This is a genomic window from Dermacoccus sp. PAMC28757, from assembly GCF_014302635.1.
In the GTDB taxonomy this organism is placed as follows: Bacteria; Actinomycetota; Actinomycetes; order Actinomycetales; family Dermatophilaceae; genus Dermacoccus; species Dermacoccus abyssi.
In genome coordinates this window covers 306,055-321,141 of sequence record NZ_CP060292.1, presented here as the reverse complement: position 1 = coordinate 321,141, position 15,087 = coordinate 306,055, and the positions used below count along the sequence as shown (strand labels likewise).

Here is a 15,087-nt window from a genome sequence, read left to right as displayed (position 1 = left end):
CTGCTGGCGGCGGTGTCTGACCGCTTCTCTCCGGTAAATTTGGGCGGGCTTTTCGCTCGATAATCGAACATAAGTTCGATAAAATGAGGCGTGGAGACAACACAGCGTGACGACGTGGCCGAGGTGCTGGCCGCTGTTCGTGCGCTGCCTCTCGAAGCGCGGGTCGAGGCGTGGCACGCGGTGGGCGTCGAACTCTTCGAGGTCGCATCGCGTCCGACGATCGACTGGGGTGAGCCTTCGGCGCTCGCGGTGGACGCGGTAACCGTTGATGAGGAACTCGCCCAACTCGACGCCGAGCGACGCGCCCTCGAAGAGCTCACCGTCACGGCCGCGTACGTCTCGCGCAGCGCCGACGCCACGATGCACGCCTTCGCGGCGGCCCACGCTCGCGTCGTCACGCGACACGACGTTCTCGAGGTCGACCAGTGGGAGAGCGACCCGCGTCAGTTCGTGCCCGGCGAGTTCGCTGCCGACGATCTGGCGGCCCGGCTCGGAGTCCGTGTCGGTACGGCGGAGGCGTGGGCTGAAGCGGGTGATGCCGTGCGAGCCTCGTTGCCTCGCATGTTCGTCATGGCCGGCGCGGGCGAGATGCGCATGACGACTTGCGAGACGGTGCTTCGCGAACTCGAACACCTCGCGCTGGCCGAGCGGGAGAGCGTCGAGGGGATGCTCGTGTCCGGCCGGGCGCTGTTGGGCGGTTCGGCCGCAGTGAAGCGTCGTGTGCGGCGGCTCCTTGCCTCGCTCGGATTATCGGCGCCGGCGGATGAGGACGCGTCGGAGGCGCTCGTCGAGGTCTCGTTCCGCGAGCACCCCGATCAGCCCAGGCTCACGCAGATGACCGTTGTCATGGACGCCGACCAGGCGTGGCAGGTCCAGGTCGCCATCGATGCGCGTGCGCGCCAGCTGGCGCAGGAACACGAGCGTCTGCACGGCGGCGCGACGCGGTACCGGATGAACCGGGCGCGGGTCGATGCCTTCGTCGACCTGCTCCTCGGCTCCGTGAGGTTCGACCCCATCGTGCGGCTCACCGTGCCCGTGCGCTGTTTCGAGGACGGCACCACCCCAGGCACAACCATGCCCTTCGCCGGTCAGGGGAGCGGTGTGCCCGTTTCATTCGGTGCGGTCGATCGCAGTCGAGGCTGTTCTGCACAGGGTGGCTCGGGCCGTGGCGTTGCGCGGCCCGCCGCTGAGCAGGCCCCGTGGGGTGCGCTCTACCGGGAAGCCGAGGACGGCGTCGCGCCACTTGCCGCAGGGCAGGTTGGTGATGGCGTCGGGATAGGAACGGCAGGTCAGCGACGCGCCGCAACCGCCCCGCGCTCGACGACGCGAGTCGCCGACCTTCACGTGCCCGGCGTCGGTGTTGTGTCGGCGGCCTGCGGGGAGCGCCTCGCCTCGGCGGTCGGTGCCGCCTTCACCGTCGCCCTCGTCGACGAGAAGCGCGGCGTGACGCGGTGGACGTCGCGATTCACCTACCGCCCGTCGATCACCACGCGCCGGTTCGTCGAGCAGCGCGACGAGCACTGCCGCTTCCCCGGTTGCATGCGCCCGGGCGAGTTCTGCGATGCCGACCACGTCGTGCCGTACGCCGACGGCGGCGCCACGTCGGGTGAGAACCTGCAGCTGCTGTGCCGCCACCACCACCGTGCCAAGACGTTCGGCGGGTGGGCCGTGGCCATGCGCACCGATGGAGTGTGCGTCTGGAACTCGCCGACCGGCGCCTGGTACCGCACCGACCCCGCCGACCCGACGGCGTACGAAATCACCTCGCGCGAGGGTTACGCACTCATCGCCTGAGTGGGCCGCGAGAATGGCGACGTGAGGGCGGGGATGTGGGCTCCGGTTCACGCATCAAGACCGAGGGCTATGGCCAGTCGATGAACGTCATGGTGAACAAGCGCAGCGAAACCTGGTGGGAAGAGCAGTTGGAGCACGCGGGCTTCACGATCGACGACCGGCGGACAACCGACGGGCACCACACGATCCACGCGTCTGGCGCACTGACGCCCTACACCGCGTGCCCCGTTCCGGGAGAGTGTCCCGTCAGGGTTTGCGCCAGAGCACCTCACCGTGAGGAACACAGAACCAGCCGTCGGGGTGCTCGCCCCACGATCGCCACGCCGCCGCCATGACGTCCACGTCGTTCGATCCCGCGACAGACCCCTCCGCGAGCTGTTCGGTGAGGGCGGTCCGGCTCACACGGTCGGCCCACAAATCGGCCCACCAACGGCGCTCATCCGGTGTCGCGTACGTCCAGGTCGAACTGGATGCCCGAGCATCTACCAACTCGGCCGCGTGAGCCCAGGCCAGCAGGCGTCGTCCGGCGTCGGGCTCGCCGCCGTTGGCCCGCGCGGCGCGCGAGTAGCTCTGCCGCCATCGTTCGATTCCAGGTGTCTCCGGCCACCACGTCATGGCACCGTAATCGGCATCACGAACCGCGACGACACCGCCCGGCTTCGTCACGCGAGCCATCTCGCGCAGCGCCGCCACCGGGTCTGCGACGTGTTGAAGAACCTGATGGGCGTGAACGACGTCGAAGGTGTCGTCCGCGAAGGACATGCCGTGAACGTCCTCGACGGCGAACTCCATGTTCGTCACACCGGCGTCCTGCGCGGCGCGTCGTGACAACGACAGGATGTCTTCGCTCGTCTCCGCGACGGTGACGGAGCCGACGCGCCGCGCGAAGTCGACACTGATCGTGCCCGGCCCTGCGCCGACGTCGAGCAGATGGACCTCGGGCGTGAGGTGGGGCATGAGGTACGCGGCGGAGTTCTCAACGGTGCGCCAGGTGTGGGAGCGCAAGACAGGCTCGTCATGGCCGTGGGTGTATCGCGGGTTCTTTTCGTCGGTCATGGCTCGAGGGTGCCCCAGGATCCGACCTTCGCGCTGGGGCGGTTCAGTCGTCGGTCGCTACGGCGGTGTACGAGATGGCCTCATGCGAGGGTCAGCAAATCATCGCCTCGCGCCACGGACTCAGGTGAGATCGAGGCGCAGGAGGTCGTCAGCCACCCGAAAACCGAGGAAGCGATACAGCGGTTTCGACATCTCCGACGGCGCGAGAACCACCCGCACCATGCCCTCAGCGCGGGCGTGCTCGACCCGTTCCGACATGAGTGCGGCCGCGATGCCCTGCCGCCGGAACTCGGGGCTGAGGAAAACGTTCGCGGCGTGCACCCTGCGCGCGGGAGGGCGGCCCGGGCTCGGCATCCGCGAGTAGATGAGCGCGTTCGCCATACCCACTGGGCGTTCCTCGCTCGTCAGTGCGACGGTGGCGCGGCGGTGGTGACGCTCCGACCGCCACCACTCGTGGAAACGCTCGTCGAACTGGGTATCGGTGGCCGACACGTCATGCCATTCGTAACGCAGGGCCAAGAGGTCGCGCGCATTGGAACCTACCTCGGTGATGGTCACGCTGGGTGCACGCATGCCGCGAGGATAACCAACGATGTCGGTTGTGCGATGGAGCGAGCCGTCGTGACCGCATCGACGGCATCGAGCGCTACCAGGTCGGCGTGAGCGTCCAGGACCGGCTCTTCGTGGCCGTGGGTGTATCGCGCGTTGTCGTCGCTCATGGGGCGAGGGTGCCTCAGGTTTCGGCCCGCGCGCCGGAGCGGTTCAATCGTCGGTCGCCACGACGAGCCGCACGAGGTGGTTCGCGCGGTCGATGGCGACGAACTCGTGGAAGCCGCATGCTCCGATGACGAAACCGTAGTTGTGCTCGTGCGCGGTGCCCGGGTCGACCAACCGGTACAACGAGGTCGCAGACTCGAACCAGCCGAACACTTCGGCGAGACCGCCCCAGGCGGTGTCGCTCACGACGGAGCCGGAGTCGCTCCAGTCCTGCTCCGTGGCCCACCTCGTCAGAGTTGTGCGGGCCTCGTCAGCGGTGCACGGAACGAACTGATCCGGGCCGAGGCCCCACAGCCACCACCGGCCGTGCCGAATCCGGGACAGCGACGGTGAGTCCGGGTCGAATGGTGAGGCGTAGTCGTGCCCATACGCGCGATGTCGCACGAGCGCGCCCAGCAGCTCGGTGTCGTCAGCGATCTCCGACCTTGTTCGAAACACCACCGCGTCGACGCGCAGGAACGTGTCGTCGAGCGCGACGACCGCAGTATCGACGACGGCGAGCACTACGACGCCCGTGTGAACACCCCGACGACGAAGTCGGACTCGTCGTCACGCGCGTGCATCTCCCACGTCGCGAACAGCGCGTCGCGGCGCCACCCGGCGCCTTCCGCATCGGCCACGAACTGTTCCAGCGCGTACCCGCGGTTCGTGCCGAACCCGACGGCCAGACGCCCGCCGTCGCGCACGGCCCCGAACAACGCGGCAAGCGCCCGCGCCTGCGCGCCGTCCTCCATGAACGGCAACACGTTGCCCGCGCACACGACGGCGTCGAACGGCGCCCCGAGCGACTCGAGCAGCCCAGACGGCAACGCGCCGAGGTCGCCCTGCTCGAAGCGGATGTCCGGCCAGTCCTCACGCGCCGCGTCGAGCAGCACGGGGTCGAGGTCCACGCCGACCGGCGAGAGCCCCAGCGCCTTCATCGCGCCGCTGACGCGTCCCGGCCCGCACCCGGCGTCGAGCACCCGCGAACCGGGCCCGACGAGCGCCGCGACGAAGCGCGCCTCGCCCGCGAGATCCTCACCGTCGGCGGCCAGCCCACGCATCCGCTCGACGTACCAGGTCGAGTGGTTCGGGTCGTCCGCGATCGTGCGCGCCCAACTCGTCATCGGCGCTTCAGCCGCCGAACCCGTTCGGGTTGGCCGACTGCCAACGCCACGTGTCGACGCACATGTCGTCGATCGTCTTCTCGGCCTTCCAGCCGAGCTCCTCACGCGCGCGCGTCGGGTCGGCGTACGTCACCGGCAGATCGCCCGCACGCCGCGGACCCACCTCGTACGGCAACTCCTTGCCGCACGCCCGCTCGAACGCGTGGAGCAGCTCGAAAACGCTCGTGCCCTGCCCGGTGCCGAGGTTGAAGGCGCGCGCCGACTCGCTCATCGTGTCGAGGTGGTCGAGCGCCGCAACGTGTCCGGCCGCGAGGTCGACGACGTGGATGTAGTCGCGCTCACCCGTGCCGTCCTTCGTGTCGTAGTCGTCACCGAAGACGCCCAGCTTCTCGCGCCGCCCCACGGCCACCTGCGCGATGTACGGCATGAGGTTGTTCGGGGTGCCGCTCGGGTCCTCACCGATGAGCCCGCTCTCGTGCGCGCCGATGGGGTTGAAGTAACGCAGGAGCGCCGCCTTGAAACCGGGGCTCGCGGCCGCGACGTCCGTGACGATCTGCTCGATCATCGCCTTCGTCCAGCCGTACGGGTTCGTCGCCCGAAGCGGCTCGTACTCCTCGTGGTACGGCAGCGGCGCATCCGGGCCGTACACCGTCGCCGACGACGAGAACACGAACTTCTCCACGCCGTGTTCGGTCATCGCCGCGAGCACCGCGAACGTCGAGTCGAGGTTGTTCGTGTAGTACATGAGCGGCTTTTCGACGCTCTCGCCGACGGCTTTGTAGCCGGCGAAGTGGATGACGGCGTCGGGCTTCACGTCCGCGACGAGGGCGTCCGTGGCTGCGACGTCGGTGAGGTCGACCTCGTGACACGTCACCGGCTGCCCGGCGATCTGCTCCAAGCGCTCAAGCACCTTGGGGCTCGAGTTCGCGAAGTTGTCGCCGATGACGGGTTCGTGGCCCGCCTCGAGCAGGGCGAGCACGGTGTGGGAGCCGATGAAACCGGCACCGCCGGTGACGAGAACGCGCATGCCGCCAGGATACGGCCCCGACGTGACAGGTCGGGGGAGGCGGCGTCAGTGGCGGGGGAGGTGCTCCACGCGTTCGACGAACGAGCGCACCAGATGAGTCACCGTCTGCGGCGATTCGAGCGGTACCGCGTGTCCGGCGCCTTCGACCGTGTGCACCTCGGCGCCCGAAATGAGCTCCTCGAGCCGCCTGCTGCGATACGGCGGATTGACGGCGTCGTCCTCGCCGACGATGAGCTGTGTCGGAACTCGGAGGCTGTGGGCCTCTGGCTGTGTGCCGCGGCGGTTCGCGAACGCGCGGATCGCGTGGCGCAACTCGGCTCGCGACGGCTGCCCGAACTCCTCGGCCCAGTGGTCGACCTCTCGCCGCACCTGCCCGCTGCGCAGGCTCGTCCCGCAGAAGAGCGCCTGCCTGAGTTTCGGGCGAACCGCCCACCCGCCGAGGCGCCGATAGCGATTGGCCAGGCGCAGGTACCAGTACGCGTCGTCGGGATCCTCCGCGTTCGCCGACGCCCCGAGCAAGGTGAGGGAACGGAAGAGTTCACCGCGCCGGGCCGCGAGCGGCAAGGCCGCCGAACCGCCCAAGCCGTGCCCGACGTAGTGCACTGGCCGGTTGATCGTCGAAAGAAGCGCCTCGAGGTCGTCGACGAGGTCGTTCATCGCGAACGGGCCGCGGGCCGACGTCAGCCCGTGCCCGCGCCAGTCGAAACTCACACAACGGAACTGCTGTCCGAGTGCGTCGAGTTGATGGTGGAAGAGAGACCCCGTGAAGAACAACCCGTGCCCCAGCACGACCACGGGGGCGTTCCGCGGGCCGGACTCGATGAAGTGGAGGGCCGCACCAGGGCGCTTCAACTCGGCCACGGGCACTCCTTCCTCACGGGGTGAATCGCCGGTCGCTAGTCGGACGGGCGACTCGGAACCCTGCCCGAGAGGGTGAGAGGTCGGCTGGGGACGGGCGACTCAACGGTAGGTGACGTACCCCTCGCGACCTTGGAGATGGCTGTGGTCGTTCACCGTGAGTGCCGTGAGTGTGCGCCCGACGAGGATCTTCGTCACGGACGCGTTGACCGTCGTGGCGCTGAGGTTGTGCCAGACGGCCACTGAGGCGTCGCTGACGCCCGCGGCGCCCTCACTCGAGACGGCGCGTTCCTTCGCCGAGCTCGTGAGCAGGTGCGAAGCCACCCACGAGATCGGTCCGCCGGACGACACGACGACGGCGTCCTGCCCCGAGGAAAGCCGCGACGTCACGCGCCCCAGCGCGAGCATGATGCGGTCGGCGAACTGGGCGAACGTCTCGTCGTAGTCGTCGTGCTCACCCGACGTCCACCGACCGGTGGCCTCGACGAACATCTCCTGGAACGCCCGGCGTGGGTTGCCGCGGCGCGCGAGGTCGGCCTGCATGACGGCCTGGTTCGTGTACGCCGGTTTGTGCGTGTAGACGATGGCGTCGTGGTCGTACTCGTTCCACCCCTCGTCGATGTCGACGGGAGCCTCCCAGCCGGCCTCCTCCCACATGCGCGAACCCGTGACGCGCTGGCGCTGAAGCGAACCCGTGACCAGCAGGGCGGGCTTCACGCCGCACCCGGCGAGGGCGGCGCCCGTCATGCGCGCCTGCTCCTCACCGAGCGGCGACAGCTTGTCGTAGTCGCTGCGCCCGAAGCTGGCCTGGCCGTGACGCACGAGGTAGACAATGCTCACGCCCCGTCCCCGTTCGCGCCGATGAGCTTCTCGCAGCGCCACTCGAGGTAGTTGACCATCGGTCGGAACTGCTTGAAGACGGGGTTGTGCGTCTGCCCGTTCGCGTAGCGGTAGTAGATCTGCTGCGCGATGACGGCCAGGCGGAACAGCCCGAACACCTCGTAGAACAGCTGATCCTTCGGGTCGATCGTGCGCCCGGACTTCTCGGCGTAGTAGCTCCACACCTCGTCGCGCGTCATCATGCCCGGCGTGTGCGTCGGCTGACGGCGTGAGCCGCGCATGAATTCGTCGTCGTCGGCCTGCACCCAGTAGGCGAGGGCCCCGCCGAGATCCATGAGCGGATCGCCGAGGGTTGCCATCTCCCAGTCGAGGATGCCCAGGATGCGCGTCGGGTCGTCCTTGTCGAGCACGAAGTTGTCGAAGCGGTAGTCGTTGTGGATGAGGCAGTTCGCGACGTCCTGCGGCTGGTGCTCGTCGAGCCACGCCATGACCGTCTCGAACGAGCCGGTGCCGTGCTCCTCGCCGTGCGTGCGGGCCTTGCGGTAGCGAGCGGACCACCCCTCGACCTGACGACGCACGTAGCCCTCGCCCTTGCCGAACGACTCCAGCCCCGCGGGCTGGATGTCGACCGAGTGCAACGCGATGAGCTCGTCGATCGCCGTCTCGCACAGCTTGCGCACGCCGTCCTCGTCGAGGCCCATCTCCGGCGGGATCTCCTGACGCAGGATGATGCCGTCGAGGCGCTCCATGACGTAGAACTCGCTGCCGATGACCGACTCGTCGTCACAGAAGGCCACCATCGGCGCGACGGCGGGAAAGTGCGGCGCGAGTGCGCGCTGGATGTCGTGCTCGCGGCGCATGTCGTGCGCGCCCTTGGCCTTCGTGCCCGAGGGCGGGCGGCGCAGGATGAGGTCGCGCTCCGGGTAGCGCAGGAGGTAGGTGAGGTTGCTCGCCCCGCCCGTGAACTGTCGCACCTCGGGCGTGCCGTCGAGACCGCTCGTGTCGGCCTCGGGGTGTGCGTTCTCGCGCAGCCACTGCGCGACGGCGGCCACGTCGAACGCGTCCTCCTCGCGTATCGCTCCCGCGTTGGCCTCGACGTCGTCGAGCGTCTTGTCGGCGGGCGTCGTCACTTGGCCGCTCCGGCACCCTGCGCCGCGAGGTAGGACTTGAGCTCCTCACGGGCCACCATGCCGAGGTGCACCTCGTCCGGGCCATCGGCCAGGCGCAGCGAGCGGGCGTTCGCGTAGGCGGCCGTGAGCGGGAAGTCGTCCGACATGCCGCCGCCGCCGTGGATCTGGATGGCGAAGTCGATGATGTCGCACGCGATCGACGGCACGATCGCCTTGATGGCGCTGACGTCGACGCGCGCCGCCTGGGTGCCGCCGTCGTCGAGCTTCCACGCGGCCTGCTGCACGAGCAGGCGCGCCATGTCGAGCTCGATGCGCGCCTTCGCGAGGCGCTCGCGGTTGCCGCCGAGCAGCATGAGCGGCTTGCCGAACGCGACACGCTCGGTGCCGCGCTTGCACGCAAGTTCGAGGGCCATCTCCGACAGGCCGATGAGACGCATGCAGTGGTGGATGCGGCCCGGGCCGAGACGGCCCTGTGCGATGGCGAAGGCCTTGCCCGGCCCTGCGAGGACGTTGGAGAGGGGAACGCGAACGTCCTTGAGTTCGACCTCGCAGTGGCCGAACGGCTCGTCGAGCTGACCCATGACGGGCAGGGCGCGCTTGATCGTGACGCCCGGAGCGTCGGCCGGAACGAGGATCATCGAGTGACGCGCGTGACGGTCGGCGTCGGGGTCACTCAGGCCCATGAAGACGAAGACCTTGCAGTCGGGGTGCGCGGCGCCCGAGCTCCACCACTTGCGACCGTTGATGACGACCTCGTCGCCGTCGATGACGGCCCGCGCGTCCATGTTCGTGGCGTCCGAGGAGGCGACCGCCGGCTCCGTCATGAGGAACGCCGAGCGGATCTTGCCCTCGAGCAGCGGCACGAGCCACTCCTCCTGCTGCTCCCTGGTGCCGTACTTGAGCAGCACCTCCATGTTGCCCGTGTCCGGTGCGTTGCAGTTGAAGATCATCGGCGACAGTGCCGTGCGCCCTGTCTTCTCGGCGATGGCTGCGTAGTCGACGTTGGAGAAGCCCTTGCCGCCCCGGGTGCCGAAGCGCTCGGCCCACTCGTCGCCCTCGCCCACGGGCAAGAACATGTTCCACAGACCGGCGGCTCGGGCCTCGGCCTTGAGCTCCTCGATCTTCGGGTGGACGACGAACGAGTTCTCGCCCTTGGCCTTGAGGTCGGCGTAGAAGTGTTGAATCTCGACTTCGGCGGGCTCGATCTTCTCGCGGACGAAGGCGTCCACTTCATCGGCGAGTTCCTGGGCGAGGGGTGAGAGTGTGAGGTCCATGTCTTGACTGTAGTCACACTATTGAGCAATGCTCAATAGTGTGAACGAGCAGATTTCTCCAGTACCCGCCAAGAGGGTGCGGTTGACGAAGGACGAGCGCAGCCGGCAACTCGTCATCATCGGCCTCAAGAAGCTGGCGTACCGCCCCATCCAGGAGGTCTCGCTCGACGAGGTCGCCGCCGAGGCCGGCATCTCGCGCGCCCTGCTCTTCCACTACTTCCCGACGAAGGCCGCGTACTACGAGGCCGTCGTGCACGCCGCCGGGCGCCGGGTTGTTCACACGGTACAACCGGACGCCGACGCCACCGGGCGTGAAGCGCTGCGCCAGGTCATCACCCGCTACATCGCACGCATTGCGCGACGACGCGAGATCTACATCGCCCTCGTGCGCGGCAACCTCAGCGACTTCGGCGGCGCGGAGGCCGCGGACACGTGGCGCGGTCGCGTCACCGACTTCGTCCTCGACGCCCTTGCCGACGACGGCGTGAACGCCAGTCCCGTCGCGATCCGCGGCTGGCTCGCCTACGTTGAAGACCTGGCCCTGTCGTGGACGAGCGGCGAGGTCGACGGCGAGCGGCCCGGTCGTGAGGAACTCGTCGACCACTGCGAAGCCGCCCTCGACGCCCTGCTCGCGGTGAACCGCACCACCCCCTTGCCGTGGGGCGAGAACCCCACCGCCTGAACCACTCGACACCCGACGAACCGCACCAAGGAGAACAACGATGCGCGCAGTACAGGTCACCACGCTCGACGGCCCGTCGGCCGTCGAGATCAACGACATCGCCGAGCCCACGCCGGGCAAGGGCGACGTTCTCGTCGAGGTGCGGGCCGCGGGCCTGTGCTACCCCGACTCGCTGCTGACGCGCGGGCTCTACCAGATGAAGCCCGAGCCGCCCTTCGTCCTCGGTTCCGAGGTGGCGGGCGTCGTCGTCAGTGCCCCGGAAGGTTCGGGGTTCAGTGAGGGCGACCGCGTGGTCGCGTTCCCCGGCTTCGGTGGCCTCGCCGAGCGCGTGGCCGTGCCCGCGCCGTTCGTCTTCGCGCTGCCCGACGGCGTCTCCTTCGAGGAGGGCGCGGCCCTGCCGATGAACTACCTCACCGTGCAGTTCGCGCTCGACCGACGCGGCCGCCTCGCCGAGGGGGAGACCGTGCTCGTCCACGGAGCCGCCGGCGGCATCGGCATCGCGGCGATCCAGCACGCGAAGGCGCGCGGGGCCAAGGTCGTCGCCGTCGCGTCGAGCGAAGCCAAGCGCGAGATCGCGACGGCTGCAGGCGCCGACCACGCCATCGCGCCGGAGGGTTTCAAGGACGCCGTCATGGAAATCACCGAGGGCCGCGGCGTCGACATCGTCGTCGACCCGGTCGGCGGCGACCGCTTCACCGACTCCCTGCGCAGCCTCGGCGTCGAGGGCCGCATGCTCGTGCTCGGCTTCACCGGCGGCTCGATCCCCGAGGTCAAGGTCAACCGCCTGCTCCTCAACAACATCGACGTCGTCGGCGTCGGCTGGGGCGCGTTCTGGATGCCCCGGCCCGAGACGGTGCCCGAGCAGTGGAAGGCCATCGAGCCCCTCGTCGCGAGCGGCGCGCTCAAGCCGGTGCTCGGCCCCGTGCGTCCGCTCGAGAAGGCCGGCGAGGCCATCGCCGAGATGGAGGAGCGCCGCGCCGAGGGCAAGCTCGTCCTGACGCTCTGACGCGCGAGCGGCCGCCGCCTCGTGAAAAGGTGGAGTCATGTCGTGGAGTCCTGAGCAGATCGCCGTCGTCGAGTCCGCGAGGTTCGCGTCGGTCGCCGCCGGCGGGTACCACGCGGACGACGTCGAACGCCTGCGCGTGCGCGCCCTGACGGCGATGCGCAAGGCGAAGCCCCTGCCCGACCTCGACGCCATGGCGCTGCGCCGTACGCCGCGCGGAGGCGTGTCGCGGACGCAGGTCGCGGGCTTCCTCACCCTCATGTCGGTGTGGTCGGCCACCACCGTCGTCGAGCACCCCGACGAGGTGGCGCGCCGCGAGCGCGACGCCGAGATCGCCGCGCTGACGACACGGGACGACGACACGACGCTGCGCTGGACGCACGAGCAGATGGACCTCGTGCGGGAGAAGAAGTTCACCCTCATCGGGCGCGCCTCGACGAGCTACGACGAACACGACGTCGACGACTACCTCGACTCGGTCGTCATCGCGATGCGCCGTGGCATCGAACTGCCCGATCCGCAGTACGCGCGGTTCGACTCGGCGGGGCTGCGCCGAGGGTACGACCCCAAGGAGGTCGACGACTTCCTCGACGAGATCGCCCACATGCAACCGGAGGGCTGATGAGCGACCAGACGCACGAGCAGGAGCGCGAGATCAAGGCCAAGGTGGCCGCCGAACTGCGCGAGGCGACGGTGGCCGAGGCCTCGGCCGAGGAGTTGCCCGACGAGAACACCGTCTCCAAGGCGGCCGTCTACCTCAACACGAAGCTGCCCAAGACCCGCACCATCGCGCAGGCACTCGTGCGCGACGAAGCGGGCGGCGTCATGCTGTGCGAGCTCTCGTACAAGCGCTTCTGGGATCTGCCCGGCGGCGTCGTCGACCCCCACGAGTCGCCCGCACACGCGGTGGTGCGCGAACTCGACGAGGAACTCGGCGTCAAGGCCGCCCTCACCGGGCTGCGCGTCGTGTCGTGGCTGCCGCCGTGGCGCGGCTGGGACGACGCGATGCTCTACGTCTTCGAGGCCACGCTCGACCGCTCGAGTGACGACTTCACCCTGCAGCGCAAGGAGATCGCCGGCATCCACCACGTGGCGCCCGGCGACCTCGACGACCACGTCGCGGCGTACACGGCCAAGGTGATCCGCCAGGCGATCGCGGCCGCCGACGCCGGACGCTTCGGCGTCTACCTCGAGAACGGCGAAGCGCCCGACTGGGCGTGATCGAGGCTCAGTAGCGCGACATCGTCGGCCCGCCCGGGCGACCGGGGCCGCGGCGGTCGTAGCCGCGCGGCGCAGGACGGCGGGTGTCGTCGTCGGTGTCGAAGAAGAGGCCCAGCACCCACGACACGAACGTCACGACGAGGGCGCCGAGCACTGCCGTCGGCCAGAACTGGTCGACGTGGAAGTCGAGACCGAACACTCCCGAGAGCCACGACGTCAAGGCCAGCATGGCCGCGTTGATGACGAAGATGAACAGCCCGAGCGTCACGATGAGGAACGGGAAACCGAAGAACTTCGCGACGGGCCGGACGACGGCGTTGACGAGGCCGAACACCGCCGCGACGACGGCGATGGTGAGCACCTTGGAGGTCGTGGTGCTCGCGCCGTCGGCCAGCGTGATGCCGTCGACGAGCGCTGCGGCGGCCCAGAGTGCGAGGCCGTTGATGGCGATCTTGAGCAGAGTGCGCATGTCTCCAGTGTGACCCTCAAGCCTGTGGCGGAGCCGTGAGGGCCCAGAGCGTCATCTCGTCGAGGTGCGGCTGGTAGGTGGCGTAGTTGTGGCCACCGAAGGCGCGGTCGGGCCGCGTCAGATACAGGTGGAGGTCCGGGTTCCAAGGTCACTCAAAGGTCACTCGTCGCTCTCATCATCATGCGGAATTCTCCGCTTCCAAAGAGGGCCAGAACCCTTGCTGGCTTTCCAGTTATCGCTCCCCCAGGATCCAAACTCAAAAAGGATTTAGAGCACAGCTCCAACCATAAGAATGACGAAGAAGAGAACGCCGAGGGGAGTCACGGACGAGCCTCCGAGGGATACAAACATGTGTGCTCCATTCACCCAAAAGACCACGAAGGGGTCACCCTAATTCTCAGCTTGGCTGACAATGGCGACGTGCGCATCGGCACCGAAACCGCCATAGTCTCCTGCCGAATCTGAATCCGTGTAGCCCAGACCAGAGAGGAGGAGCTGAGTCTGCGGACCACTCGGAAGATCTCCAGTTTTTCGCTGAGCGTTAATGCCTACGCCTGGGGTTCCAATGCCTGTCCCGGCAGAATAGTTGATGTCTCCGTCGCCGAAGTTGACGGACCCACTCATACGCCCAGTAGCAAACTCAATACCGACTGACACGTGGTCGCGACCCGCCGGGTCGAACTGGCCGATTGGGTCCGAGCCCGCGCCCGGCTGGGAGAACGCCGGGGCAGATCTAAGGTGGTGGGTATGACCGACGATGCCCTCGCCACCCCCGTCCGACTGCGTACGACGCTCGACTCGGTGCCCGGCTACAAGCCCGGCAAACCGGCCGCAGCTGAGGGGGACACGGTCGTCTACAAGATCTCGAGCAACGAGAACCCGTACCCGCCGCTGCCGTCCGTCGTCGAGGCCGTCCACGAGGCCGTCGCGACGATGAACCGCTACCCCGACATGGCCTCCTCGGAGCTCACGCACGCTCTCGCGCAAAAGCTCGGTGTCAGTGACGACGAGGTCAGCTTCGGCACCGGATCGGTCGGCATCCTCGCCGCGCTCATCGCCATCACGTGCGAGCCGGGTGACGAGGTCGTCTACGCGTGGCGCTCGTTCGAGGCCTACCCCATCGTCACCGCGCTGACCGGTGCACGCTCGGTTCAGGTGCCCCTCGACGCCGACTCCCGCCACGACCTCGACGCCATGGCAGCCGCCGTCACCGACCGCACCCGCCTGCTCATCGTGTGCACCCCGAACAACCCCACCGGCCCCAGCGTTCGTACCGACGAACTTCGGGCCTTCATCGAGAAGCTTCCGAAGGATCTGCTCGTCGTTCTCGACGAGGCCTACCTCGAGTTCGTCGAGGCCGACGACGCTCCGGACGCGCTCGCGTTCTACCGGGAGTTCCCCAACGTCGTCGTGCTGCGCACGTTCTCCAAGGCCTACGGCCTGGCGGGGCTGCGCGTCGGCTACGCCGTGGCGCGCCCGCGCATCACCGAGGCCCTGCGCAAGGCGGCCACGCCGTTCGGCGTCAACGACATGGCACAGAAGGCGGCTGTCGCCAGCCTCGCTGCGTACGACGAACTCGAGGAGCGCGTGCAGGCCCTCGTCGCCGAGCGCCGACGCGTCGTCGAGGCGCTCGCCGACGCCGACCTCAACATCCCCGACACGCAGGCCAACTTCGTCTGGCTGCCGCTCGGCGAGCGCACGGAGGAGTTCGCCGGCGTCGCGAAGGACGCCGGACTCGTCGTGCGTCCGTTCGCGGGGGAGGGCGTGCGCGCCACCATCGCGGAGCCGGAGGCCAACGACCGCCTTGTCGACGTTGTGAAGGGTTTCGTCGGCCCTCGATGACCACATGG

The 15,087-nt window shown here is 68.5% G+C and carries 17 protein-coding genes; 6 read left to right on the top strand and 11 right to left on the bottom strand.

Features of this window, described 5'->3' with window-relative positions:
• The first annotated feature begins 90 nt into the window (after window positions 1-90).
• Window positions 91-1,794 (top strand): HNH endonuclease signature motif containing protein, encoded by a 1,704-nt coding sequence (locus tag H7F30_RS01490; RefSeq protein WP_187036264.1) that lies wholly within the window; start codon window positions 91-93, stop codon window positions 1,792-1,794.
• A gap of 246 nt (window positions 1,795-2,040) precedes the next feature.
• Here the strand turns inward: H7F30_RS01490 and H7F30_RS01485 are convergent, their stop codons facing one another.
• The 10 genes from H7F30_RS01485 to H7F30_RS01440 form a co-directional block, all read right to left on the bottom strand.
• Window positions 2,041-2,850, bottom strand: coding sequence for a class I SAM-dependent methyltransferase (locus H7F30_RS01485; protein ID WP_118912944.1), 810 nt, complete (start codon window positions 2,848-2,850; stop codon window positions 2,041-2,043).
• 120 nt (window positions 2,851-2,970) lie between these two features.
• Window positions 2,971-3,423 (bottom strand): GNAT family N-acetyltransferase, encoded by a 453-nt coding sequence (locus H7F30_RS01480; protein WP_187036262.1) that lies wholly within the window; start codon window positions 3,421-3,423, stop codon window positions 2,971-2,973.
• A complete protein-coding gene (locus H7F30_RS01475; protein WP_182434668.1) occupies window positions 3,405-3,569 on the bottom strand; it encodes a hypothetical protein in 165 nt (54 codons plus the stop codon). The genes H7F30_RS01480 and H7F30_RS01475 overlap by 19 nt, the downstream gene beginning before the upstream one ends.
• 43 nt (window positions 3,570-3,612) lie before the next feature.
• Window positions 3,613-4,131, bottom strand: a complete 519-nt coding sequence (locus tag H7F30_RS01470) for a hypothetical protein (protein ID WP_187036260.1) — start codon at window positions 4,129-4,131, stop codon at window positions 3,613-3,615.
• Window positions 4,131-4,733, bottom strand: a complete 603-nt coding sequence (locus H7F30_RS01465) for a bifunctional 2-polyprenyl-6-hydroxyphenol methylase/3-demethylubiquinol 3-O-methyltransferase UbiG (RefSeq protein WP_187036258.1) — start codon at window positions 4,731-4,733, stop codon at window positions 4,131-4,133. The genes H7F30_RS01470 and H7F30_RS01465 overlap by 1 nt, the downstream gene beginning before the upstream one ends.
• Window positions 4,734-4,740: 7 nt before the next feature.
• Window positions 4,741-5,760: a UDP-glucose 4-epimerase GalE gene (gene galE / locus H7F30_RS01460; protein WP_187036256.1), complete on the bottom strand. Its 1,020-nt coding sequence runs from the start codon at window positions 5,758-5,760 to the stop codon at window positions 4,741-4,743.
• A gap of 45 nt (window positions 5,761-5,805) precedes the next feature.
• A complete protein-coding gene (locus tag H7F30_RS01455) occupies window positions 5,806-6,621 on the bottom strand; it encodes an alpha/beta fold hydrolase (RefSeq protein WP_187036253.1) in 816 nt (271 codons plus the stop codon).
• A 99-nt stretch (window positions 6,622-6,720) separates the two neighbouring features.
• The gene (locus H7F30_RS01450) at window positions 6,721-7,458 is read right to left on the bottom strand and encodes a histidine phosphatase family protein (protein WP_187036251.1); all 738 of its coding nucleotides are present in this window, start codon (window positions 7,456-7,458) and stop codon (window positions 6,721-6,723) included.
• Complete coding sequence (locus tag H7F30_RS01445; RefSeq protein WP_187036249.1) at window positions 7,455-8,588, bottom strand: phosphotransferase family protein; 1,134 nt, start codon at window positions 8,586-8,588, stop codon at window positions 7,455-7,457. Before H7F30_RS01445 ends, H7F30_RS01450 begins: the two co-directional genes overlap by 4 nt.
• Window positions 8,585-9,862: an acyl-CoA dehydrogenase family protein gene (locus H7F30_RS01440; RefSeq protein WP_187036248.1), complete on the bottom strand. Its 1,278-nt coding sequence runs from the start codon at window positions 9,860-9,862 to the stop codon at window positions 8,585-8,587. Before H7F30_RS01440 ends, H7F30_RS01445 begins: the two co-directional genes overlap by 4 nt.
• A 40-nt stretch (window positions 9,863-9,902) precedes the next feature.
• Between H7F30_RS01440 and H7F30_RS01435 the strand changes: the two genes are divergently transcribed.
• Genes H7F30_RS01435 through H7F30_RS01420 form a run of 4 tightly spaced genes read left to right on the top strand, consistent with a single transcriptional unit; the run spans window position 9,903 to window position 12,768 of the window.
• Entirely contained in the window at window positions 9,903-10,544 is a 642-nt protein-coding gene (locus H7F30_RS01435) for a TetR/AcrR family transcriptional regulator (RefSeq protein ID WP_222617826.1), read from the top strand.
• Between the two features lie 40 nt (window positions 10,545-10,584).
• A complete protein-coding gene (locus tag H7F30_RS01430) occupies window positions 10,585-11,550 on the top strand; it encodes an NADPH:quinone oxidoreductase family protein (RefSeq protein WP_129666451.1) in 966 nt (321 codons plus the stop codon).
• A gap of 37 nt (window positions 11,551-11,587) precedes the next feature.
• A complete protein-coding gene (locus H7F30_RS01425) occupies window positions 11,588-12,169 on the top strand; it encodes a DivIVA domain-containing protein (protein WP_129666453.1) in 582 nt (193 codons plus the stop codon).
• On the top strand, window positions 12,169-12,768 hold the full coding sequence (locus H7F30_RS01420) for an NUDIX hydrolase (protein ID WP_187036246.1): 600 nt from the start codon (window positions 12,169-12,171) through the stop codon (window positions 12,766-12,768). The genes H7F30_RS01425 and H7F30_RS01420 overlap by 1 nt, the downstream gene beginning before the upstream one ends.
• Window positions 12,769-12,775: 7 nt before the next feature.
• Here H7F30_RS01420 and H7F30_RS01415 read toward each other — a convergent pair whose 3' ends face one another.
• On the bottom strand, window positions 12,776-13,237 hold the full coding sequence (locus tag H7F30_RS01415) for a phage holin family protein (protein ID WP_129666457.1): 462 nt from the start codon (window positions 13,235-13,237) through the stop codon (window positions 12,776-12,778).
• A 747-nt stretch (window positions 13,238-13,984) separates the two neighbouring features.
• Here H7F30_RS01415 and hisC point away from each other — a divergent pair.
• Complete coding sequence (hisC, locus tag H7F30_RS01410) at window positions 13,985-15,079, top strand: histidinol-phosphate transaminase (protein ID WP_187036244.1); 1,095 nt, start codon at window positions 13,985-13,987, stop codon at window positions 15,077-15,079.
• The last annotated feature ends 8 nt before the right edge of the window (window positions 15,080-15,087 follow it).

What these genes read in the sequence shown, in the direction of transcription:
- H7F30_RS01485 (WP_118912944.1), bottom strand. Translation starts at nt 2,850, where the DNA reads ATGACCGACGAAAAGAACCCGCGATACACCCACGGCCATGACGAGCCT.
- H7F30_RS01480 (WP_187036262.1), bottom strand. Translation starts at nt 3,423, where the DNA reads ATGCGTGCACCCAGCGTGACCATCACCGAGGTAGGTTCCAATGCGCGC.
- H7F30_RS01475 (WP_182434668.1), bottom strand. Translation starts at nt 3,569, where the DNA reads ATGAGCGACGACAACGCGCGATACACCCACGGCCACGAAGAGCCGGTC.
- H7F30_RS01465 (WP_187036258.1), bottom strand. Translation starts at nt 4,733, where the DNA reads ATGACGAGTTGGGCGCGCACGATCGCGGACGACCCGAACCACTCGACC.
- galE (WP_187036256.1), bottom strand. Translation starts at nt 5,760, where the DNA reads ATGCGCGTTCTCGTCACCGGCGGTGCCGGTTTCATCGGCTCCCACACC.
- H7F30_RS01440 (WP_187036248.1), bottom strand. Translation starts at nt 9,862, where the DNA reads ATGGACCTCACACTCTCACCCCTCGCCCAGGAACTCGCCGATGAAGTG.
- H7F30_RS01430 (WP_129666451.1), top strand. Translation starts at nt 10,585, where the DNA reads ATGCGCGCAGTACAGGTCACCACGCTCGACGGCCCGTCGGCCGTCGAG.
- H7F30_RS01425 (WP_129666453.1), top strand. Translation starts at nt 11,588, where the DNA reads ATGTCGTGGAGTCCTGAGCAGATCGCCGTCGTCGAGTCCGCGAGGTTC.
- H7F30_RS01420 (WP_187036246.1), top strand. Translation starts at nt 12,169, where the DNA reads ATGAGCGACCAGACGCACGAGCAGGAGCGCGAGATCAAGGCCAAGGTG.
- H7F30_RS01415 (WP_129666457.1), bottom strand. Translation starts at nt 13,237, where the DNA reads ATGCGCACTCTGCTCAAGATCGCCATCAACGGCCTCGCACTCTGGGCC.
- hisC (WP_187036244.1), top strand. Translation starts at nt 13,985, where the DNA reads ATGACCGACGATGCCCTCGCCACCCCCGTCCGACTGCGTACGACGCTC.